This is a genomic window from Aquihabitans sp. G128 (assembly GCF_019048865.1).
Classification (GTDB): domain Bacteria; phylum Actinomycetota; class Acidimicrobiia; order Acidimicrobiales; family Iamiaceae; genus Aquihabitans.
The window spans coordinates 2343516-2364857 of record NZ_CP077604.1; the positions used below are offsets into that span (position 1 = coordinate 2343516).

The 21342-nt window shown below is 74.4% G+C and carries 16 protein-coding genes and 1 pseudogene; 7 read left to right on the top strand and 10 right to left on the bottom strand.

Translation table 11 applies throughout. The features are described from left to right. Nucleotide 1: 1 nt before the first annotated feature. The 6 genes and pseudogenes from recD to KSP35_RS11215 all read right to left on the bottom strand — a co-directional run bounded on the left by recD (nt 2) and on the right by KSP35_RS11215 (nt 8784). On the bottom strand, nt 2-1960 hold the full coding sequence (gene recD, locus KSP35_RS11200; RefSeq protein WP_217001820.1) for an exodeoxyribonuclease V subunit alpha: 1959 nt from the start codon (nt 1958-1960) through the stop codon (nt 2-4). Continuing rightward, nucleotides 1960-5475 carry a UvrD-helicase domain-containing protein gene (locus KSP35_RS25850; RefSeq protein WP_371748974.1) on the bottom strand — a complete coding sequence of 1172 codons (3516 nt, stop codon included), beginning with the start codon at nt 5473-5475 and terminating at the stop codon, nt 1960-1962. The genes recD and KSP35_RS25850 overlap by 1 nt, the downstream gene beginning before the upstream one ends. Further along, on the bottom strand, nt 5424-5981 hold the full coding sequence (locus KSP35_RS25855; protein ID WP_371748975.1) for a hypothetical protein: 558 nt from the start codon (nt 5979-5981) through the stop codon (nt 5424-5426). Before KSP35_RS25855 ends, KSP35_RS25850 begins: the two co-directional genes overlap by 52 nt. A gap of 64 nt (nt 5982-6045) precedes the next feature. Next, nucleotides 6046-6936 (bottom strand): annotated as a pseudogene (locus KSP35_RS25860) (exodeoxyribonuclease V subunit gamma); the annotation flags it as partial. After that, a complete protein-coding gene (locus KSP35_RS25865) occupies nt 6840-8549 on the bottom strand; it encodes an exodeoxyribonuclease V subunit gamma (protein WP_371748976.1) in 1710 nt (569 codons plus the stop codon). The pseudogene KSP35_RS25860 and the gene KSP35_RS25865, both read right to left, overlap by 97 nt. Then, a complete protein-coding gene (locus KSP35_RS11215; RefSeq protein ID WP_217001824.1) occupies nt 8452-8784 on the bottom strand; it encodes an exodeoxyribonuclease V subunit gamma in 333 nt (110 codons plus the stop codon). Before KSP35_RS11215 ends, KSP35_RS25865 begins: the two co-directional genes overlap by 98 nt. A 162-nt stretch (nt 8785-8946) precedes the next feature. Between KSP35_RS11215 and KSP35_RS11220 the strand changes: the two genes are divergently transcribed. From KSP35_RS11220 to KSP35_RS11230, 3 genes are all read left to right on the top strand, one after another. After that, the gene (locus KSP35_RS11220; RefSeq protein ID WP_217001826.1) at nt 8947-9420 is read left to right on the top strand and encodes a hypothetical protein; all 474 of its coding nucleotides are present in this window, start codon (nt 8947-8949) and stop codon (nt 9418-9420) included. A gap of 225 nt (nt 9421-9645) precedes the next feature. After that, nucleotides 9646-11016, top strand: a complete 1371-nt coding sequence (locus KSP35_RS11225) for a transaminase (protein ID WP_217001828.1) — start codon at nt 9646-9648, stop codon at nt 11014-11016. Between the two features lie 152 nt (nt 11017-11168). Beyond that, a complete protein-coding gene (locus KSP35_RS11230; RefSeq protein ID WP_254126793.1) occupies nt 11169-12065 on the top strand; it encodes an IS481 family transposase in 897 nt (298 codons plus the stop codon). Between the two features lie 175 nt (nt 12066-12240). On the opposite strand, the gene KSP35_RS11235 is transcribed toward KSP35_RS11230, so the two are convergent. Then, on the bottom strand, nt 12241-12744 hold the full coding sequence (locus tag KSP35_RS11235) for a MarR family winged helix-turn-helix transcriptional regulator (protein ID WP_217001830.1): 504 nt from the start codon (nt 12742-12744) through the stop codon (nt 12241-12243). A 44-nt stretch (nt 12745-12788) separates the two neighbouring features. Between KSP35_RS11235 and icmF the strand changes: the two genes are divergently transcribed. Continuing rightward, nucleotides 12789-16076: a fused isobutyryl-CoA mutase/GTPase IcmF gene (gene icmF / locus KSP35_RS11240; protein WP_371748938.1), complete on the top strand. Its 3288-nt coding sequence runs from the start codon at nt 12789-12791 to the stop codon at nt 16074-16076. Between the two features lie 21 nt (nt 16077-16097). On the opposite strand, the gene KSP35_RS11245 is transcribed toward icmF, so the two are convergent. Together KSP35_RS11245 and KSP35_RS11250 are read right to left on the bottom strand one after the other, a co-directional pair. Next, nucleotides 16098-16382, bottom strand: a complete 285-nt coding sequence (locus KSP35_RS11245; RefSeq protein WP_217001834.1) for a hypothetical protein — start codon at nt 16380-16382, stop codon at nt 16098-16100. A gap of 1 nt (nt 16383) precedes the next feature. After that, nucleotides 16384-17274, bottom strand: coding sequence for a TIGR03620 family F420-dependent LLM class oxidoreductase (locus KSP35_RS11250; protein WP_217001836.1), 891 nt, complete (start codon nt 17272-17274; stop codon nt 16384-16386). A gap of 41 nt (nt 17275-17315) precedes the next feature. Here KSP35_RS11250 and KSP35_RS11255 point away from each other — a divergent pair, with 41 nt between their 5' ends. The 3 genes from KSP35_RS11255 (at nt 17316) to KSP35_RS11265 (ending at nt 20339) form a co-directional block, all read left to right on the top strand. Beyond that, nucleotides 17316-18461 (top strand): site-2 protease family protein, encoded by a 1146-nt coding sequence (locus tag KSP35_RS11255; protein ID WP_217001838.1) that lies wholly within the window; start codon nt 17316-17318, stop codon nt 18459-18461. A 23-nt stretch (nt 18462-18484) separates the two neighbouring features. Next, nucleotides 18485-19195, top strand: coding sequence for a crotonase/enoyl-CoA hydratase family protein (locus KSP35_RS11260; RefSeq protein ID WP_217001840.1), 711 nt, complete (start codon nt 18485-18487; stop codon nt 19193-19195). A gap of 187 nt (nt 19196-19382) precedes the next feature. Continuing rightward, nucleotides 19383-20339 (top strand): alpha/beta fold hydrolase, encoded by a 957-nt coding sequence (locus KSP35_RS11265; protein ID WP_217001842.1) that lies wholly within the window; start codon nt 19383-19385, stop codon nt 20337-20339. 13 nt (nt 20340-20352) lie between these two features. Here KSP35_RS11265 and KSP35_RS11270 read toward each other — a convergent pair whose 3' ends face one another. Next, nucleotides 20353-21324 (bottom strand): isopenicillin N synthase family oxygenase, encoded by a 972-nt coding sequence (locus tag KSP35_RS11270; RefSeq protein WP_217001844.1) that lies wholly within the window; start codon nt 21322-21324, stop codon nt 20353-20355. Nucleotides 21325-21342: the final 18 nt, after the last annotated feature.

A 21342-nucleotide genomic window follows, 5' to 3' on the forward strand; every position in this document is an offset into this window, starting at 1 on the left:
CTCAGGTGGGCCAGAGGCGGGCGCCGAGGCCGCTGGCACGGGCCACGGGGCGGCCGATGGCCAACCGCAGCGCCTCCTCGGTGGCCACGAGGGTGACCTGCTCCCGGGCCCGGGTGATGGCGGTGTAGAGCAGCTCGCGGGTGAGGATCGGCGACCGCACCCCGGGCAGCGAGACCACCACGTGGGGGAACTCCGAGCCCTGGCTCTTGTGGATGGTCATGGCCCACCACGTCTCGGCCTCGTGCAACCGGGACACGGGGACGTAGCGGACCTCGGCCCCCTGGGGCAGGGCCACCGCGGTGCCGCCGTCGCGAGCCACCACCAGGCCGACGTCGCCGTTGGCCAGGCGGTTGATGCGGTCGTTGGCGGTGACCAGCACCGGGCGGCCGGCGTACCAGCGGGCGGTGGCCGCCAGCTCGGGCACGGCGGCGCCCACCGCCGCCTCGATGCGGGCGGTCCAGTCGTAGAGCCCGCCGTCGCCGTGGCGGGTGGCGGCCAGGACCTTGACCCGCAGGGCCGCCGCCAACCCGGCCTCGGCATCGCCGGCCAGCGCGGCACGGGCCACCTCGGTGGCGGCCGCGACGACCGCTTCCTCCACGGATGCGACAGCGGCGGGCCGATCGGGCCGGGCCCAGGTGAGGTCGGCCCGGCTGCCGTCGAGCAGGGCCAGGGCGGCATCGGCGTCGCCCCGCCGCACGGCGTCGGCCAGGGCGGCGATGCCCGAGCCGGCGCCGAAGCGGTGCACCCGCTCCAGCACCGTCACCAGCCCCTCGAGCGGCGCGTCGGCGGTGACCGAGACCTCGGGGGGCGGCGACGCGGGCGTCGGCGTCGGCGCGGCCAGCACGTCCGGGTCGAACAGGCGCGGGGTGGCCGGGTCCTCGACCGGGGCCGCCCGCCGGCGGCGCGGGGCCACCAGGGCCGGTCCGGTGCGGGTCGGGCCCCGTTCCCCCACCAGGTCGGCCAGCACGGTGCCGGCGTCGACGCTGGCCAGCTGGTCCGGGTCGCCCACCAGCACGAGCGACGCCTCGGGCCGCACCGCTTGGAGCAGGCGGGCCATCAGCGGCAGCGAGACCATGGAGGTCTCGTCGATGACGACCAGGTCGTGGGTCAACGGGTGCTCGCGGTCGTGGCGGAAGGCCACCCCGGGGGCCCAGCCGAGCAGAGCGTGGATGGTGGTGGCCTCGGTGGCCACGAGCCGCTCGGCGAGCGCGGCATCGATCACGCCCTCGGCTCGGGCTTCGGCGACCGCCTGCCGCACCGCCTCGGTCATGCGGGCGGCCGCTTTGCCGGTGGGTGCGGCGAGGGCGACCTCGAGGTTGCGCCCGTCAGCGGCCGCCGCCCGCTGGGCCGCGGCGAGGAGGCGGGCCACGGTCCGGGTCTTGCCGGTGCCGGGTCCGCCCGCGATCACCGAGAGCCGGTGGCCCAGCGCCACGGTGGCCGCGGCCAGCTGGAGGTCGGGCCCGCCCTCGCCAGGAGCCGGGAACAGCTCGGCAATGGCGTGGTCGATCGCAGGACCGCCGGCGCTGGCACCGGCCCGGAGGCGCAGGTCGGCGGCGACCTCGGCCTCGTAGGCCCAGTAGCGCTGGAGGTAGATGCGGGTGCCGTCCCACACCAGCGGGGCCAGCGGCTCCCGACGGGCGTCGGCGGGCGCGGCGACCGCCGGGCTGGAGGCGAGCGCCGCAGCCCAGGGACCCGCGTCCGGCCAGGGCAGGGCCACCGCCACCTCGTCGAACCGGTCGAGGACCCGATCGGCGGCCGCCGCCAGCTCGATGCCCACGTGCCCCAGCTGCGGGGCGCGGGCCGCCACCGCCACGGCGAGGAGCACGAGCGGATCGGTGCCCGGGCTGAGCCGGGCGACCGTCGCCGCGAGGTGCACCTCGCCGGCGCCGACCACGCCGGCATCGACGAATGGCCGGAGGACCTCGACCGACGCCGGGACGAAGGGTGCGGGGCCGACCATCAGGACCGCCGCCCGTCGAGCAGGTCGCTCGCCGCCACCACGAGCGCCGGCGGCAGGGCCCAGCTGCAGACGCCGTCGGGCCCCTCGGCGTGCACCGCACCGTCGGCGCCGCCCATGCCCCGCACGAACAGGTAGGCCGCCCCGCCGAGGTGGACGGCGGGGTCGTAGCCGGCCTGGCGCCAGCGGAGGTAGCGGTGCAGGGCCACCGCGTAGAGCAGGGCCTGGAGCGGGTAGTGGTGCTCGACCATGGCCGCCGCCATCGAGGCCGCGCCGTAGTGGAGCGGGCCCGGCGCCTCGCCCCGGGGGTGGAGGCGGTTGGTCTTGTAGTCGACCACCACGAAGCGGTCGGGACCACCGGCCATGGCCACCCGGGCCACGAGGTCGATGGACCCCGTGAGGTGGCCCGCCAGCTCGACCCCGAACGCCCCGGCCGCCAGCCGGTTGGCCCAGGGCGCAAAGGGGTGGTCGGCGCCGAGGTGCGCCACCAGCAGGGCGCCGAGGTCGCGATCGGTGGGCACGGCGCCGGCCTCGCCGAGGCGCAGCTCGAAGTCGAGCTCGTCGAGCCGATCGGTCCGGGCCAGGTCCCGCAGGCGCTGGTCGCCGAACAGCGGGCCGAGGGGCGTCTCGATCGCGGCCCGGAGCCCGGCCAGCAGCAGCTCGCGGCCCTGCTCCGGGGCGGGGGCGGGCGAGCCCACGGGCGTGAGGTCGAACGGGGTCCAGCCCAGCTCCTGGTCGACCTCGAAGGCGAGGTCGTCGTCGAGCTCGACCGAGGCGAAGTCCACCCGTTCGAGCACGGCGTGGACGAACGTGCCGAAGGCGGCCCCCGCCGGCAGCGTGGCCAACGGTGAGGTGCCCGGCCGGGCGCTCCCCGGTTCCACCACCGGCTCCCGCGCGCCGTCGTCGTCGGCCGGCTCGACCGCGCCGGACGTGGCCTCGTCGGTGCCGCCCGGACGGGCCTCGGGATCGGCAGCGGCGTGGTCGCCGCCCGCGGCGGTGATGGCCGTGAAGGACCAGCGGTGGCGGCGGCGGTCCGGGGCGACGCCCAGCGTGGCGACGGCCAGCTCCGGCCCCGCCGCGTCAGGGGTGCGGGCGCGCCACCGCTCGGCGGGCCGCCGCACCCGACCGTGCAGGCCCACCGAGATCGTCCCGCCGGAGGCGGCCACGAGCGGCGCCAGGGCCGCCTCGGTGTCGGCGTCGTCGGGCAGCGCCACCTTGGCGGCGGTGAACGCCTCCGGGTCGATCGCGGCGCCCGTGCGGGCGAACAGCACCCGGGCCAGGGCCGAGCCGCTGCTCGAGCTCCCCCGCGTCCACCACACCAGGGCGTGGTGCTTGGCGCGGGTGAGGGCGACGTAGAGGAGCCGCAGGTCCTCGCCCTCGAGCTCGGCGGCGGCGAGCCGCTTGCGGCGCGTGGCGCCGGGACGGTCCGGCCAGCCCGACCCGTCGGCGACGTCGAGCACCCGGTGGGTGCCGTCGGGGTCCTGGAAGATGGTGGGCCCGTGCTTCTTTCGCCACAGCGAGGGGCAGCACACGATCGGGAACTCCAGGCCCTTCGACACCCAGATGGTGAGGATCTGCACGGCCTCGGCCTCGGACTCGATCCGCCGCGAGGCCAGGTTGCCGTCGATCTCGGCGTCGGGGTCCGGGTCGGGGTCCTCGGCCAGGCCGGCCACGAGGGCGGCCACGCTGGCGCCCCGGCCGGCAGCGGTGGTGCGCAGCAGCTCGGCGATGTGGTCGAGGTCGGTCATGGCGCGGTCGCCGTCGGGGCGGCCGAGGACGCGGGCCACCACCGCGCTGTCGGACCAGATGCGGCGGATGAGGTGGTCGACCCCGCCGTGGGCCAGGGCCTCGGCCCACCCGTGGAGCTGGTCCTGGATGCCGGCGAGGTCGGCGTCGGTGGCGGCGTCGACCCACGCGGCGGACCGGCCGGCGAACCAGCTGAGGGCGAACGCCCGAGCGCGCCGGGGGTCCGACGGACGGGCCAGGCCCTGGAGCAGGACCCGCCACTGGTCCGCCGCCGGCGAGTCGAGGACGCTGCCGCCGCGAGCCAGCACGGCCGGCACCCCCTGGGCGACCAGCTCGGCCTGCAGCAGCTCGCCCTCGGTGGCGCTGCGGGTGAGCACGGCGACGTCGGACGGGCGGATGGGGCGCCGCCCCTGGTCGTCGACGTCGGGGTGGCCGGCGTCGGGGATGCGCCCGCCGTCGAAGAGCTCGCGCAGGTGGGCCACCAGGTCGCCGGCGATGGCGGCGTCGGCGGCACCCGCCACCACGTTCGGGACCTTGCCGGTGGTGCGGGCGAGGTCGGCGCCCAGCGCCAGGCGGAGGGACACGGCCGGGAGGGGCTCGCCGGCGCGGTCGACGGCACGACGCTCCGCGTGGCGGTCGGCGGGCTGCACCGGCACGAAGGCGATCTCGTCGTCGCCGAAGGTGGCCCCTCCCAGCAGGGTCTCGACCGCCGTGAGCATGGCGCCGTCGGAGCGCCAGTTGGTGCCCAGCGATCGGGCGTCGCTCTGCTGAACGGCCCGCTCGTAGGTGTGGATGTCGGCGCCCCGGAACGAGTAGATCGCCTGCTTCGGATCGCCCACCAGCACCAGCGAGGTGCCGGCGGCGGGGTCGGCGAACAGCGCCGAGAACGTGTCCCACTGCACGGGGTCGGTGTCCTGGAACTCGTCGATGAGCGCCACCCGGTACCGGCTGCGCAGCGCCTCCTTCACGGCGTCGGCCTGGGGCCCGCGCAGCTCCTCGCGGAGCTCGGTGAGGATCTCGTCGAAGCTACGGCTGCTGCGCCGCCGCCGGTGGTCGCCGATGCGGGCCACCACCTGCTCCACCAGGTCCCGGAGCAGGTGGTGCGCTTCGGTGGCGCCGGGCTGGCCGGGCGGCGGGGCCAGCACGAGGTCGGCCGTGCGCAGGGCGATCGAGGCGTGCTCGAGCAGCTTGCGGGGCTTGGGCAGGACCTCGGGCGGGTGGCCCTGGGTGGCGGCCTGGGCCAGCACGTCCGCACAGATCTCCATCTGGAGGTCCCGCTCGTCCTCGACCAGGGAGAGGTCGGGGTCGCCGCCGCTGCGGGCACCGAGGGCGGCGAGCGCCTGGGTGGCGAAGCCGTGGATGGTGGTGATGGTGGCAGCGTCGAACTCGGTGACCGCCCGCTCGAGGTTGGCCAGGCGGGCCTCCCGGTCGGTGGCGGCGAGGTGGGCGAAGAGCTCCTCGTCGGAGCTGGTGGCGCCCGGCGCGAGGTGCAGCGCCGCCGCCGCCAGCTTCTCGCGGGTGCGGGCGCGCAGCTCCGAGGTGGCGGCGCGGGTGAACGTGACCACGAGCAGCTCGCCGGCCGCCACCCCCTGCTCGGCGACGTAGCGGGTGGCCAACGAGGCCAGGGTGAAGGTCTTGCCGGTGCCGGCGCTGGCCTCGATGGCGAGCGGGGCGCGCGGCAGCGGGTCGAGCAGGTGGAACGGCTGGCGCTCGGGGCCGGTCACGACGCCTCCACCGGTCGGACCTCGGTGGACCGGTCGACGGCCTCCCACAGGTACCGGGCGTAGCGGGCCGCTCGACCGCCGGTGCCCGCCGGATCGCCCGGCTGGGCGGGCAGCGCCAGGAGCTCGTCGTAGGACAGGTGGCCGAAGGCGACGGCCACGAACCGGTCGGTGCGGTCGTCGAAGCGCCCGCGGTTGTCCCACAGCGTGGGCTTGGCCTCGTCGAGGTGCAGGGCCTGGCTGAGGTTGGGGAACAGCGGCAGGGGCTCGCGCTGGCCCCGCCGGTAGAGGTCGACGGCCACCTCCAGCCCGGCGCGGGCGTGGGCCTCCCGGTCGTCCGGCAGCCCCGAGACCACGAGGTCGTGCACGACCGGCGCGGTGGCGGACCCGCCCGGCCTGTGGATGGCCACCGCCCGCCAGTCGGTGTCGGGCGCGCCGGCGCTCAGCGCCACCAGGTCCAGCCAGACCGCCAGGTGGTACTTGGGCTTGGCCGTGCTGAAGCCCACCAGCGCCGGGCCGGGCTCGGCGCCGTCGAGCCGACCGGCCACCGTGCCCACGACGCGTGCCGTCGGCCAGCGCGACGTCGACGTCGAGCAGGTCGGGCGGGCCCGTCCGCACGGATCGCGCCCGCGCCTCGGCCACCAGCACCGCCACCACCTCGAGAAGCTCGGCCGCCTTCGCCTGGCCGAGCGTGCCCGGGGGCAGCGTCCCGAGCTGGCGCTCCAGCCGCTCCCAGCGGTCGAGGTCGCCGTCGCCCAGCAGGGTGCTGAGCAGCCGGTCGCCCACCCGCCACTTGTCGAGGTTCTCGAGCAGGACCGGCAGGCTGGTGGCCACCGCGTCCTCGGCCCTGGGCAGGGCCAGCTCGAGCCGACGCTCGAGGAACCACTGGATGGGGTGGTCGACGAAGCGGCGGAGGTCGGCGAGGTCGATCACCGACTGCTCGACCGGCGCCAGCGGCTCGGCCAGGAACGGCGGCAGGTCGAGCGCCCGGCTCCGACGAGCCCTCGCCCCGGCCAGCGCGCCGGGATCGAAGCTCCACGGCCCGGCGCCGAGGTCCCCGGGGACGAAGGCCTTCTCGTCGAAGGGCTGGCGGGGGTGGTGGACCTCCTCGGCCGCCTCGGCCCCCGCCACCCCGGCGACAGCCTCCTGGAGCTCGGCCACGACCACGGCGGGCGGCACCACCTGGTTGGTGCGCAGGTCGTGGCCCTCGCGCACCACCACCAGGTGGTCCTTGGCGGCGAGGACGGCATCGAGCAGGGCTTGGCGGGCCTCGGCCCGGGGGTCGCGATCGCCGACCGCCGGGGCGGCGGCGGCGAGGTCGTCGTTGGAGGCGGCGGCGCTGGCGAACGCCGGCTGGTCGACCCCGAGGAGCACCACCACCCGGAAGGGCAGGGCGCGGAGCGGTTCGAGCGAGGTCACGGTGACGCCGCCGCGGAAGAAGTCCGGCCGGCCCTGGCGGCCACCCAGCCGGTCCTGGAGCAGGCGGCGCAGGTCGACCAGCTCGAGCGGCACGGCGGCGGTGCCGTGGCGGCTGGTGGCGTGGTCGACCACCTCGGCCAGGGCGCGGTGCAGGGCATCGGCCTGCCACGGCAGGTCGGGGTCCGGCGCGAGCAGCGCGGCGGCTGCGCCGCGGAGGAGGTCGACCCACTCGACCAGCGGCCGCGCCGTGGTGGCGGCGTCGGCCAGCCGACCGAGGTGGCCCAACAGGTCGGCCAGGCGTCCGGCGAGGTCGACGTCGTCGCCCTCGATGCCGAACGGCACGACGTCGCCCAGCGAGAAGCCGAGCTCGTCGTCGGCCACCGCGGCGCCGAGCAGCAGCCGATCGAGCGCCGCCTGCCACGTGTTGGTGGTGATGGTGGCCGGCACGCCGAGCGGCACCCGATGCGCAGGGTCGAGGCCCCAGCGCACCTGGGTCTCGGTGACCCAGTCGCCCACGCGGGCCTGCTCGTCGTCGTCGATCGCGTAGCGGCGGCGCACGGCCGGCTCCGCGAGCAGGTCGAGCACGGTGGTGGCGTCGAAGCGCCCCACGGCGGCGTCGAGCACGGCGTCGAACCCGGCCACGACGGGGTTGGCGCCCCGGCGGGAGCGGTCGGCGATGCGGTACCGCAGGGCGGGGGCGTGCTCCGGGCTGTGCAGGCCCGCCTCCGCGGTGGGCCCGAAGGCGGCCTCCACGAGCGGCGCGAAGCGATCGAGCGCCGGGCAGAGGACCACCACGTCCTCCTCGCGGAGCGTCGGGTCCTGCGCCAGCAGGTGCAGCACGGCGTCGCGAGCCACCTCGGCCTGGCGGGCGTGGCCGTGGGCGGCGTGGAACCGCACCGACGCGTCCCCGGCCTCGGGGACGGCGACCTCGGCCGGCGGCTCGCCCGAGCGGATGGCCGCCTGGAGGCGGGCCAGCACGGTGCCCCCGAGCGCCGGAGGCGTCGGGTCGGTGACCTCCGGGGCCGGCAGGCCGTGGGCCCGCCCGTCGGCCACGAGCACCGCGGTCTCCCGGGGCAGCCGGCCCCAGGACCGCAGCAGCGGGTGGCCCACCAGGTCCGCGCTGCGGTCGCCCGACCGGAGGCGCAGCTCGCCGGCGGCGAGGGGGGGCCACGGCCGCCGCCACCCGCGCCGAGGTGGCCGGCGACGGGTCGAGCAGGAAGACGTGCAGGTCCCGCTGGGCGGCGACGGCCACGGCGAGGTCGACGAACCCGGCTCCGCCCGGCAGCACGTGGGCGCCGAACAGGGCCAGCCGCTCCGGCAGGTCGACCGCGAGGTCCCCGGCCCGCAACCGGTCCAGCAGCTCGGGCAGGCGCTCGGGCGGCGAGGGTGCGCCGACGTGCGCGCACGGCCCGCCAGAGGTGGGGTTGCCACGCGTGGCCACCGAGGTCCCCCACGCGGCCGGTGCCGTCGGCGTCGTGGCCGGCGGCCCACGCCCGGACCATGGCCGGTCGGTGCACGTGGTACCGGTCGAACAGGTCGGCGATGCGACGGCACCGGCGGTAGCGCGACGACCCCGTGGCGGCGACGCCGAGCGGAGCCAGCAGCGGGTCACCCGGCGAGCCGTCGAGCACCTCGAGGACCGCCCAGGCCAGGCGCTCGACCTCCCAGGGGTCGGCCGAGCCGGCCGGGCGGTCGGCGGCCAGCACGCGTGCGCAGCGAGCCCGGGAACGCGGTCTCGATGTTGGCGGCCACGCCGTCGCCCGACCCGGGGCCGGACGCTCCGAGGTGGCGGGCCAGCTCGAGGGCCAGCCACCGGCGCATGCCCTCCGACGGCACGGCGATCCACTCCGGCGCGAACGCATCCGACGGAGCCTCGGCCAACACCTCCGCCAGGCGGGCGGCGAGGGGCACGACCCGGTCGGCGGTGTGGAGGCGGAGCACGACCCCGGACCCTACCGAGGGGGTCTGACAGCTCGGCCGCCCAACGGGCTCGACGATCCGGTACGACCCCTTGACGCGGCGGTCACCGTGGTGTTAGGTGTACCTAACAGCGAGTGAGGAACATCCGAACACTCCACCGCCGCCCGAGGGACCGCCTCCACCATGACCGCCGACCGCCCGACGTCCACCGCCTTCGAGGTCTTCCACGCCGGGGCGCACACGCACCCCGCCCGGCAGGCCTGGCTCCTCCACGAGCTGGAGCAGTGGTTCGCCGGTGACCTGCCCGACGGCCGGGAGCGCCGCCAGCTCGTCGGCAAGGCGCTGCGCGCCGCCACCGCCGACGCCCACCGCTGGCTCGACGAGCGCCACGCCGCCGACACCCTCGTCCGGGTCGACCTCCACCTCTCCGGCGTCGACCGGGACCGCCACTCGGTCTTCCCCTCCCTCCCCTCGCCCCTCGCCCTCCTGCTCATCTGCCTCGACCAGTGCCGGGTCGGCGACGAGGTCGTCGTCGTCCAGGAGCTGGCCAAGGCCGGCCGCGTCGAGGCCAAGGCCACCTGGCCCTTCGGCATGGACGAGGCCGAGACGCTCACCCGGCCGGCCCGCTTCCCCGACTGCGGGGGCCACGGCCACTGAGGTCACACGTCCTCCACCGGACGGCCATCGACGGGGTGGCCCCCAGTGGACGCAGGCAGGTGCCGGCATCCGGTTCCGATCGGCACCTGCCTGCCTTGCCCTCCCCACCGCAACGCGCCACCGACGGGGTGGCACGGCGGTGGGGATGCGGGTCGATGTCGGCATCCGGTTCCAGCCGACATCGACCCGCCGACCCCTTCCCGGCACCGGCGGTACGGTCCCGCCATGGCTGACATCGATCGGGATCGACTCGGGGCGCTGCTGGAGCGGGAGCGCTCGGCCTTCGCCGCCGCCCGCCCCGGGTCGCAGGCGGCGGCAGCCCAGGCCGCCGACCACCTGGTCGGCGGCGTGCCCATGACCTGGATGGCCAAGTGGGCCGGGGGCTTCCCGCTCTTCCTGGCCTCGGCCCGGGGCAACCGGGTCACCGACGTCGACGGCCACACCTACGTCGACCTCGCCCTCGGCGACACCGGCGCCATGGCCGGCCACTCCCCGCCCGCCACCGTGGCCGCCGTGCGCCGCCAGCTCGAGGACGTCGGCGGCGCCACCGCCATGCTCCCCACCGCCGACGCCGCCTGGGTGGCCGGCGAGCTGGCTCGCCGCTTCGGCCTCCCCCGCTGGTCCTTCGCCCTGACCGCCACCGACGCCAACCGGTGGGCGCTGCGCCTCGCCCGCCTGGTCACCGGCCGGCCGATGGTGGCGGCCTTCGCGTTCGGCTACCACGGCACCGTCGACGAGACGTTCGTGGAGCGGGCCGCCGACGGCACCACCATCGCCCGCCGCGGCAACGTCGGCCCGGCGGTGCCACCGGCCACCACCACCCGGGCCGTCGAGTGGAACGACCTCGCCTCGGTCGAGGCCGCCCTCGCCCCCGGCGACGTCGCCGTGCTCATCACCGAGCCGGCCCTCACCAACATCGGCATCGTGCTCCCCGAGCCCGGCTTCCTCGACGGCCTGCGCGAGCTGTGCGACCGCACCGGCACGCTGCTGCTCGTCGACGAGACGCACACCCTCTCGGCCGGCCCCGGCGGGTGCACCCAGGCGTGGGACCTGCACCCGGACCTCGTCACGCTGGGCAAGTCGTTCGCCGGCGGCATCCCCATCGGGGCCTACGGCCTGTCCGCCGCGGTGGCCGAGCGCCTCCAGGCCGCGGTCGAGGCCGGCGACGCCGACCTGGTCGACGTGGGCGGGGTCGGGGGCACCCTGGCCGGCAACGCGCTGTCGCTCGCCGCCGCCCGCGCCACGCTCGACGAGGTGCTCACCGCCGAGGCGTTCACCGAGATGGCCCGGCTCGCCACCCGCTTCACCGAGGGCGTGCAGGCCACGATCGACCGCCACGACCTCCCCTGGTCGGTCGTGCAGCTCGGCGCCCGGGCCGAGTACCGCTTCGCCCGCCCGGCTCCGCGCACCGGCACCGAGTCCGCGGCCGCCGGCGACGACGAGGTGGAGGAGTACCTCCACCTCGCCCTGGCCAACCGCGGCATCCTCCTCACCCCGTTCCACAACATGGCGCTGATGTGCCCCACCACCACCGAGGCCGACGTCGACCTCCACACCCAGGTCTTCGCCGACGTCGTGGCCGCCCTCCTGCCCTAGCTGTAGTGACCACGGACCTTGTTGACACCGGTCCGAGCATGAAGTGAGCCCCCTGGGCGAGTGTGGAGCTGTCTAGGACCCACGCTCGAACCAGGAGGCTCGAAGTGCACGGTAACGCTCGGCTCACGCCCGTTGGCCGGCTCACGTTGGTGATGCGGATCGAATCTGGCCGACCAGTCGCCCATGTGGCTGCGGAGATGGGGATCTCCCGCCCGACCGCGTACAAGTGGTGGCGGCGGTGGCAAGACGACGGCGAAGCCGGCCTCATCGACCGTTCGAGCCGGCCCCGGTCGTGTCCGCATCGCAGCCCCGTCGAGCTCGAGTCCGCAATCGAGGACCTCCGGCGGACACTGAAGCTCGGTCCGGTGCGCATCGCCGCCCGGCTCGGGGTCCCGGCGTCGACGGTCCACCGGGTGCTGTGTCGGCTCGGTCTGAACCGCCTCGCGTGGATGGACCGGCCGACAGGTCGGGTGATCCGTCGCTATGAACGGAGCGTGCCGGGCGAGCTGGTGCATGTCGACGTGAAGAAGCTTGGCCGGGTTCCCGACGGCGGCGGTTGGCGGGTCCACGGCCGAGAGAGCCGCCCGAACCGCAAGCGTGGCCCAGGATGGGACTTCATCCACTCAGCGGTCGATGACCAGTCCCGGCTCGCCTACAGCGAGATCCACCCTGACGAGAAGGCCGACACCTGCGTCGCGTTCTGGCGCAGGGCGAGAGCCTTCTACGCGGACCACGGCATCGATGTCACCGGGGTCATGACCGACAACGCCAAGGCGTACCTCTGCGCCCGCTTCCAAGACGCGATCGGCGAGGCCGGTGCTCGGCACTGGTCGATCCCGCCCTACTCGCCTCAGATCAACGGCAAGGTCGAGCGGTTCAACCGCACCTTCCTAGACGAGTGGGCCTACGTGCAGCCCTGGCCGGACAACGCCACCAGAACCGCAGCCCTGGACGACTGGCTCCACCTCTACAACCATCACCGGCACCACACCGCCGTCGGCGGCCCACCCATCAGCCGCGTCAACGACCTACCGGGTCACTACACCTAGCGGCGCCGGGGCCCCACCGGTCTTCACCGACCGGCACCTCCCGGTGCCCACCTCGCAGCGACAACCGCACCCCCGGCCGGCCCGTTGTCGCTACGAGGTGGGCGATCCAAACCGATCTCTCGCCGGCGAATCGATCGGGAGAGCCCCTGCGCGAGACCACTGCGGGCGACGCGGGTCAGGGGGCGAAGTCGGCGGCGCCGGCGCGGAGCTTCCTGAGGATGCGGTGGAGGTCGCGCTGGTCGCGGCCGGTGAGCTCGGCCACGCCGATGGTGGCGGCCACGACCGCCTCGGTGGCCTCGGCGGCGGTGGCGCGACCCGCCGGGGTGAGCTCGGCGAGGGTGGTGCGACGGTCGGTGGGGTGGGGCACCCGGCGCAGGTGGCCCTGCTGCTCGAGCCGGTCGACCAGGTTGGTGATGCTGGCCTGGTGGAGCATCAGCCGGTCGCCCATCTTGCCCAGGGGCAGCACGCCCTCCTTGGCGAAGGTGAGCAGCACCAGGACCTCGTAGCGGGCGAAGGTGAGCGACCAGGGCCGCAGCGCCTCGTCCACCCGGGCCAGCACGATCTGCTGGGCCCGCATGATCGACGTGGCCGCCTGCATGGCCCCCACCTGGTCCCAGGCCTTGGCCTCCCACTGGCGGCCCGCCTCCTCGATGGGGTCGAACGGGAGGGGCCGCACCATGGCGGTGACGCTAGTCGCTCGGTCACCCGACGGTCGGTAGACAGATGGTTGGAAGTCCAAGTAATCTCGCCCTCGTGACCGAGCTCCACCGCCCCACGAACCCCGTCCGGTTCGTCACCGCCGCCAGCCTGTTCGACGGGCACGACGCGCCGATCAACATCATGCGGCGCATCCTGCAGAGCCAGGGGGTGGAGGTCATCCACCTCGGCCACAACCGGTCGGTCGACGAGGTGGTCACCGCCGCGGTCCAGGAGGACGTGCAGGGCGTGGCCGTGAGCTCCTACCAGGGCGGCCACGTGGAGTACTTCCAGTACCTGGTCGACCTGCTCCGTGAGCGCGGCGCCGGCCACGTGCAGGTCTTCGGCGGGGGCGGCGGCGTGATCGTGAAGGCCGAGATCGACCAGCTCCAGGCCTACGGCGTGAGCCGCATCTTCAGCCCGCACGACGGCCAGACCATGGGCCTGCCCGGCATGATCAACTCGCTCGTCCAGAGCGCCGACGTCGACCTGGCCGCCACCCTCCCCGCCAGCCTCGACCCGCTCTTCACCGGCGACAGCGCCACCCTGGCCCGGGTCATCACCGCCCTCGAGGCCGGTCGCCTGCCCGAGGCCCAGGTGGCCGAGCTGCACGCCGCCGCCGGCCAGCGGCGGGTGCCCGTGCTGGGCATCACCGGCACCGGCGGCTCCGGCAAGTCGTCGCTCACCGACGAGCTGGTGCGCCGCTTCCGCCTCGACCACGAGGACAAGCTCAAGCTCGCGGTGATCGCCGTCGACCCGACCCGCCGAAAGGGCGGCGGCGCCCTCCTGGGCGACCGCATCCGCATGAACTCGATCGACCCGAGCTGCGTCTACTTCCGCAGCCTGGCCACCCGCACCGCCGGCACCGTCGTGCCCGACGGCGCCGACGACATCATCGCCGCCGCCAAGGCCTGGGGCGCCGACCTGGTGATCGTCGAGACGCCCGGCATCGGCCAGGGCGACGCCGCCATCGTCGACCACGTCGACCTGTCGCTCTACGTCATGACCCCGGAGTTCGGCGCCGCCAGCCAGCTCGAGAAGATCGACATGCTCGACTTCGCCGACGTGGTGGCCATCAACAAGTTCGACCGCCGCGGCGGCGAGGACGCCCTCCGGGACGTGCGCCGCCAGCTGGTGCGCAACAGCGAGCAGTTCCACACCGCACCCGAGGAGATGCCGGTCTTCGGCACCGTGGCCTCCCGCTTCAACGACGACGGCGTGACCGGCCTCTACCAGGAGCTCCGCACCCGCCTGCGGGCCCTCGGCCTCACCGATCCGGCCGGCGGCGGCGCGCTCGCTGCGGTCGACACCAAGGTCTCGTCGGCCGACACCGCCATCGTGCCGCCGGCCCGGGCCCGCTACCTGGCCGAGGTGGCCGAGGCCGTGCGCGCCCACCACCGCAAGGTGGCCGAGCAGGCCGCCGTCGCCCGCGAGCTCCAGCAGGTGCGGGCCGTGCGCGACCTCGTGGCCGCCGCCGGCGGCGACGTCGACGCCGCCAAGCTGCCCGAGCTCGAGGCCGCCGCCGACCACCGCCTCGACCCCGAGGCGCGGGCGCTGCTCGAGGGTTGGCCGGCCACCGTGGCCGCCTACTCCGGCGACGAGCACGTCACCCAGGTGCGGGGCAAGGACCTCACCACCCAGCTCACCAAGGCGTCGCTGTCGGGCTCGAAGATCCCCCGGGTGGCGCTCCCCCGGCTCACCGACCACGGCGAGCTGCTGCGCTTCCTGATGGAGGAGAACCTGCCCGGCCGGTTCCCGTTCACCGCCGGCGTCTTCCCGTTCAAGCGCGACGGCGAGCGCCCGGCGCGCATGTTCGCCGGCGAGGGCGACGCCTTCCGCACCAACACGCGCTTCCACCTGCTGTCGGAGGGCCAGCCCGCCACCCGCCTGTCGACCGCCTTCGACTCGGTCACGCTCTACGGCTACGACCCGGACCTGCGCCCCGACATCTACGGCAAGGTCGGCAACGCCGGCGTCTCGATCGCCACCCTCGACGACATGAAGGTGCTCTTCGACGGCTTCGACCTGTGCGACCCCGCCACGTCGGTGTCGATGACCATCAACGGCCCGGCGCCCACGATCCTCGCCATGTTCCTGAACACCGCGATCGACCAGCGCCTCGACGCCTTCCGCTCGGCCGACGGCGAGGGCCGCGAGCCCACCGCCGAGGAGGCGGCCGACATCCGGGCCTGGGTGCTCGGCAACGTGCGGGGCACCGTGCAGGCCGACATCCTCAAGGAGGACCAGGGCCAGAACACCTGCATCTTCTCCACCGAGTTCGCCCTCGGGATGATGGCCGACGTGGCCGAGCACTTCGTGGCCAACCAGGTGCGGAACTTCTACTCCGTGTCGATCTCCGGCTACCACATCGCCGAGGCGGGCGCGAACCCGATCAGCCAGCTCGCCTTCACGCTGAGCAACGGCCTCACCTACGTCGAGGCCTACCTCGCCCGGGGCATGGCCATCGACGACTTCGCCCCCAACCTCTCGTTCTTCTTCTCCAACGGCATGGACCCGGAGTACACGGTGCTGGGCCGGGTGGCCCGGCGCATCTGGGCCGTGGCCATGCGCGACCGCTACGGCGCCGACGAGCGCAGCCAGAAGCTGAAGTACCACGTGCAGACGAGCGGCCGGTCGCTGCACGCCCAGGAGATGAGCTTCAACGACATCCGCACCACGCTGCAGGCGCTCATCGCCATCTACGACAACTGCAACAGCCTGCACACCAACGCCTACGACGAGGCCGTCACCACCCCCACCGCCGAGTCCGTCCGCCGGGCGCTCGCCATCCAGCTCGTCATCAACGAGGAGTGGGGCCTGGCGATGAACGAGAACCCCAACCAGGGCTCGTTCATCGTCGACGAGCTCACCGACCTGGTGGAGGCCGCCGTGCTCGAGGAGTTCGACCGCATCGCCGACCGGGGCGGCGTGCTCGGCGCCATGGAGACCGGCTACCAGCGCGGTCGCATCCAGGACGAGTCCCTGCTCTACGAGACCCGCAAGCACGAGGGCACGCTGCCGATCATCGGCGTGAACACCTTCCTCGCCCCGCCCAGCGAGGTGGAGGAGGAGCACGTCGAGATCGAGCTGGCCCGCTCCACCGACGACGAGAAGCAGAGCCAGCTGGCCCGCCTCGCCGACTTCCGGTCCCGCCATGCCGCCGAGCGCGCCGGCGACCTCGACCGCCTCCGCCAGGCGGCCCTGGCCGGCGACAACCTCTTCGACGTCCTCATGGACGCGGTGCGGACCTGCTCGCTGGGCGAGATCACCCACACCCTCTTCGAGGTGGGCGGCCGCTACCGCCGCAACGTCTGACCCCGGCCCGCCGACCGGCGGTCAGCCGATGACGTCGCGGTAGGCCTCGCAGTCCTCGTTGTCGCAGACGAAGGCGGTGTCGAGGACGTTCGCCGGGTCGGCCGGCAGCGCGGTCACGCCGCAGAAGCCGCAGATCGGGGCCCGGTTCACGCCGGCCCCCTCTCCGAGCTCGTGGAGGTCGTCGGCGTCCTCGGCGTCTTCGAGGTCGCCGGCGAAGACGTGGTCGGGGTCGAGCTCGTCGTCGTCGAGCGCCGAGGGATCCCAGTCGTCGTCGTCGGCCATGGCCTCGAACGGGTCGGAGGGCACCTCAGGCCCGCAGCGAGAAGGCGTCGGACAGCGCCCGCCACGCCTCGAGCGGCGCCGGCGCGCCCTCCTGGATGACCTGGATGCAGACGTGGTCGGCGCCGGCGTCGAGGTGGGCCTGCACCCGCTCCACCGCGGTGTCGACGGTGCCCCACGCCACGATGGTGTCGACCAGCCGGTCGCTGCCGGCGTTCGCGAAGTCGTCCTCGGTGAGCGACGGGATGAGCTCGCGCAGGTTGTTCACGTAGTTGGGCAGCCCCACGTACGTCTGGGTGTGGGTGCGGGCCAGCGCCCGGGCCTTCTCGGGGTCGGTCTCGAGCACCACGGCCTGCTCCACGGCCAGCAGCGGGCCTTCGCCCAGCTCGGCGCGGGCCACCGCGGTGTGCTCCGGCGGGACGAAGTAGGGGTGGGCGCCCTGGGCGTGGTCCCGGGCCAGGCCCAGCATCTTGGGGCGCAGCGCGGCCAGCACCCGCCGGGGCTCGGTGGTGGGCGGGGCGGCGAAGAACATCGCCTCGTCCATGGCCTTCAGGTAGTCCCGCATGGCCGAGAACGGCTTCGAGTAGTCGTGGCCGCGGATGCCCGCCACCATCACCTCGTGGCTGACGCCGAGCCCCAGCAGGAACCGGTCGGGGTAGGCCTCGGTGACGGTCTTGTGGGCGGCGGCGGCCGCCATGGCGTCGCGGGCCCAGATGGAGGCGATGCCGGTGGCGACGGTGATGTCGGTGCCGCCCCGCAGGAGGAGGGCGGCGTTGGTGAACGCCTCTCGGCCCACCGCCTCGGGGACCCACACGGCGCCGAAGCCGAGCTCGTCGAGCTCGTCGACGTGCTCGACCGCCTGCGCCGAGGGCGCCAGGTCGAGGTGGTGGGTCCAGATGCCGATCCGTCCGATGTCCATGGCGCCGAACCTACCGGCGAGACCGCCGGTAGCGTGGGCCGATGGGTCGAGACGTTCCGCTGGGTCGCATCGCCGGCATCAAGGTCAACATGGACCTCAGCGTGCTGCTGGTGGCGGGCTACCTCACGTGGGTCCTGGCCACCAACCGGCTCCCCATCGAGGCCCCCGGCCAGACCGACCTCACGTACTGGCTCGGCGGCTTGGGCGGCGCCCTGCTGTTCTTCGTGTCGCTGATGGTCCACGAGATGGGCCACGCCCTGGTGGCCCGCGACGAGGGCATCGGCGTGCGGGGCATCAGCCTCCTGCTGCTCGGCGGCGTGACCAAGCTGGAGTCGGCCCCCACCAACGCCAAGGCCGAGCTGCGCATCGCCCTGGTGGGCCCGGTGGCCACCGCCGCCTGCAGCGTCGCCTTCTTCGCCGGCTCCTACGCCCTGCCGAGCGGCGGCATCCCCGGGCTGATCGGGAACCTGTTCCACCTCCTCGGCTTCCTGAACGCCGCGCTGGCGCTGTTCAACATCCTCCCCGCCGCCCCGCTCGACGGCGGCACCGTGCTGGCCGCCACGGTGTGGCGCCGCACCGGCCGCCAGACGCTGGGCATGCAGGTGGCCGGGTGGGCCGGCGCCGCCGCCGGGTCGGCCCTGGTGCTGCTCGGCTTCAAGGCCCTGCGCGACGGCGGCTCGTCCATCAACGGCTTCACGTGGCTGCTGGTGGGCGGCTTCGTGGTCATGTCGGCGGCGCGGAGCCTGCGAGCCGTGCCGCTCTACGCCGCCTTCGAGGGCGCCACCGTGGCCGAGGCCATGGCGCCCCGGCCCCCCACCGTGCCCGCCTGGACCACCGTCGGCGCCTTCCTCCGGGCCCTGCCGCCGGACACCAGCCACCAGGCGTACCCCGTCCTCGGCGACGACGGCCGGGTCACCGGCCTGCTCACCGCCTCGGCCATCCGCAGCGTGCCGCCGGAGCAGTGGGACCTCCTGAAGGTCGCCGACCTCGCCTTCCCGCTCGACCGCATCACCGTGGTCCGCGTCGACGAGCCGCTGCTGCCGGCGGTGCAGAAGGTCGACGGCGGCGACGTGCGCGACGGCCTGGTGGTCGGGGCCGACGGCACCATCGTCGGGACCATCGACGCCGCCGCCCTGTTCCGGGCACTGGAGCGCCGCAAGGCCCTGGAGCAGGCCCCGATCGCCTGACGGGTGGCCGCTAGGTTTCGGCCATGACCGATCCCACCCTGCCCACGTACCGGCTCGACGACGGCATCGCCGTCATCACCCTCGACGACGGCAAGGCCAACGTCTTCTCCACCCCGGCCCTCGAGGCGCTCGAGGCCATCCTCGACCAGGTGGAGGCCGACGCCGCCCGCGCCCTCGTCATCGTGGGCCGGCCGGGCCGGTTCTCGGCCGGGTTCAACCTGGCGGAGATGACCGAGAGCGTCGAGGGCATGCGGGCGTTGGTGGCCCGCGGGGCCCGCTGGTGGCTCCGGCTCTACGGCCTCGGGATCCCCACGGTGGCGGCGGGCACCGGCCACGCCCTGGCCGGCGGGGCCATCACCCTGCTCTCGTGCGACGTGCGCTTCGGCGCCGACATCCCGTGCAAGATCGGCCTGAACGAGGTGTCCATCGGCATGCCGCTGCCGATCTTCGCCGTGGAGCTGGCCCGCGAGCGCCTGACCAAGGCGTCGTTCACCCGGTCCACCATGGGCGCCCAGGTCTACGACCCCGCCGGCGCGGCCAAGGCCGGCTACCTCGACGAGGTGGTCCCCGAGGCCGACCTGCTCGACACCGCCCTGGCCGAGGCCCGCCGCCTCGGCGAGCTGCGAACCGGCGCCTACGCCCGCACGAAGCAGAACGCCCGGGCGGCGATCATCGCCTCCTGCCTCGAGAGCCTCGACCACGACATGTCGAGCGTCGGCGCGCCGACCCCCTGAGCCGTCGGCCGCGAGGTGCGGCGCGCCCGGCGCGACCCCGAGATGGGACACCGAACGATGTCCGATTCGAGTGTCACGGGTCACAGGGCGGGTAGGGTTCCGGCCGGCGCGCCGCAGGGGCGCGCCAGCTGACCTCGCCGCCTGCCGCACGCTGCGGCCGGCGCCGGAAGGGACCGTCGTGCAGAGGATGCCGAAGTGGGTCGTCGGGCTCGTGGCCGCCGTGAGCGCCACGCTGCTGGTGGGCGGTGGGAGCGCCTCGGCCGCTGCGCCCCGCACCATCCCCCGCCCCGCCTTCGGGGCCCCCACCAACCTCATCACCGGCGGCCTCGCCTCGGCGCTGAACCCCATGCGCAGCCCGGCTGGCACCAACGACTACTCCTGCCGGCCCTCGGCCGCCCACCCGAATCCGGTGGTCCTCGTGCACGGCACCATCGGCAACGCCTACGACTCGTGGAGCGGCCTCGGCCCGGTGCTCAAGTCCTACGGCTACTGCGTGTTCGCGGTGAACTACGGCGCCCCGTCGTGGTCGATCTTCAAGGGAACGGGGGACATCCCCACCTCGGCCGCCGAGATCGGCCGGTTCGTCGATGGCGTCCGCAGCGCCACCCACGCCGCCAAGGTCGACCTGGTGGGCCACTCCCAGGGCGGGTCGGTATCGCGCTACTACGCCAACCTCATCGGCGGCTCGGCCAAGGTCGGCAAGGTCATCGGCCTGGCCCCCTCCAACCACGCCACCACGGTGAGCGGGATCATCACCCTCGGCCGCTTCATCGGCGTGGTCGACCCCCTGTTCGCCCTCACCAGCTGGGCCGGCCTGCCCGCCCTCCAGCAGCAGACCAGCGCCGGCAGCACCTTCTACCGGAACCTCAACGGCAACGGCGAGACCCGTCCGGGCATCAGCTACACCAACATCGCCACCCGCTACGACGAGGTGGTGACGCCCTACACCCAGGCGTTCATCGCCGCCGGCAGCGGCGCCACGGTGAAGAACACCACCCTGCAGGACGTGTGCGGCGCCGACTTCACCGACCACCTGGGCATCACCTACGACACCAACGTGTACCAGCTGGTGCTCAACGCCCTGGACCCCGCCGACCAGCGCCCGGTGGACTGCCGCCTGTCGCTGCCGCTGTTCGGGACCTGAGGCCGGTCGCCGCCTAGGACCTGGCGTCCTCGATGAGGTTGATCTCGTAGAGGACCAGGTCCAGGGCGTCGGCGGCGGCGATCGGGGCGAAGCGCTGCGGGTGCTGGGCCGTGACGCAGCTGGCCACCGGCGCCAGGATCGTCCACGGGGTGGGGTGGCAGAACTGCACCACCGAGTAGCGGTCGCCGGGCTGGTCCGGCGCCGCCACCACCCGGTGCACCCCCGGCGCGATCACGCCGTTGGTGATCACCTCGAGCATGAGCCCGGTGTTGATGATCGCCTGGTCCGGGCCGGCCACCGCGTCGACCCAGTCGCCGGTGTCCTTGAGCTTCACCTGCAGGCCGGGCGCGGTGGCCCGGGGCAGGGCGGTGATGAGGTTGATGTCGGCGTGCTCGCCGGCCCACACGTGCGGGGCGTCCGGCGCCGACCCCATGTCCGGGTAGTGGATGGCCCGGCTGAGGGTGGAGCCGTCGACGAGCATCTTCTCGAAGTAGCTCTCGTGGCAGCCGATGCCGGTGGCGATGATCCGCAGGATCCGGCGCTGGAGGTCGAAGATGGCGTCGTTGAAGGTGTTGAGCACCTCGGAGATCCCGGGCACGGCGGCCTCGGGCAGCACCTGCGGGTGGTAGCGGTGCGGGAAGCGGGTGCGCAGCGGGTGGCCGGGGTCGATGTCCCGGGCCCAGTTGAGCATCTCCTTCCAGTCGGCCACGTCGGCGGTGGCCGCCGTCTCCACGAGCAGGCCGGTGTAGCCGGTCTGGCCGTGGGTGCCCGGCGCCACGAAGCGGGCCTTCTCCTCGGCCGGGAGCGAGAAGAACTGCTCCAGGCGGGCATAGGCGGTGTCGATCAGGTCGGCGCTGACGTCGTGGGTGACGTAGACGAAGCCGGTGGCGAGCGACCGCATGAGCCCGTCGACCACCGCCTTGCGGGCATCGGCATCGCCCGTCTCGAACGCCAGCAGGTCGACCTCGAGGATCTCGTCGGACATGGGCCCAACGCTACCGGG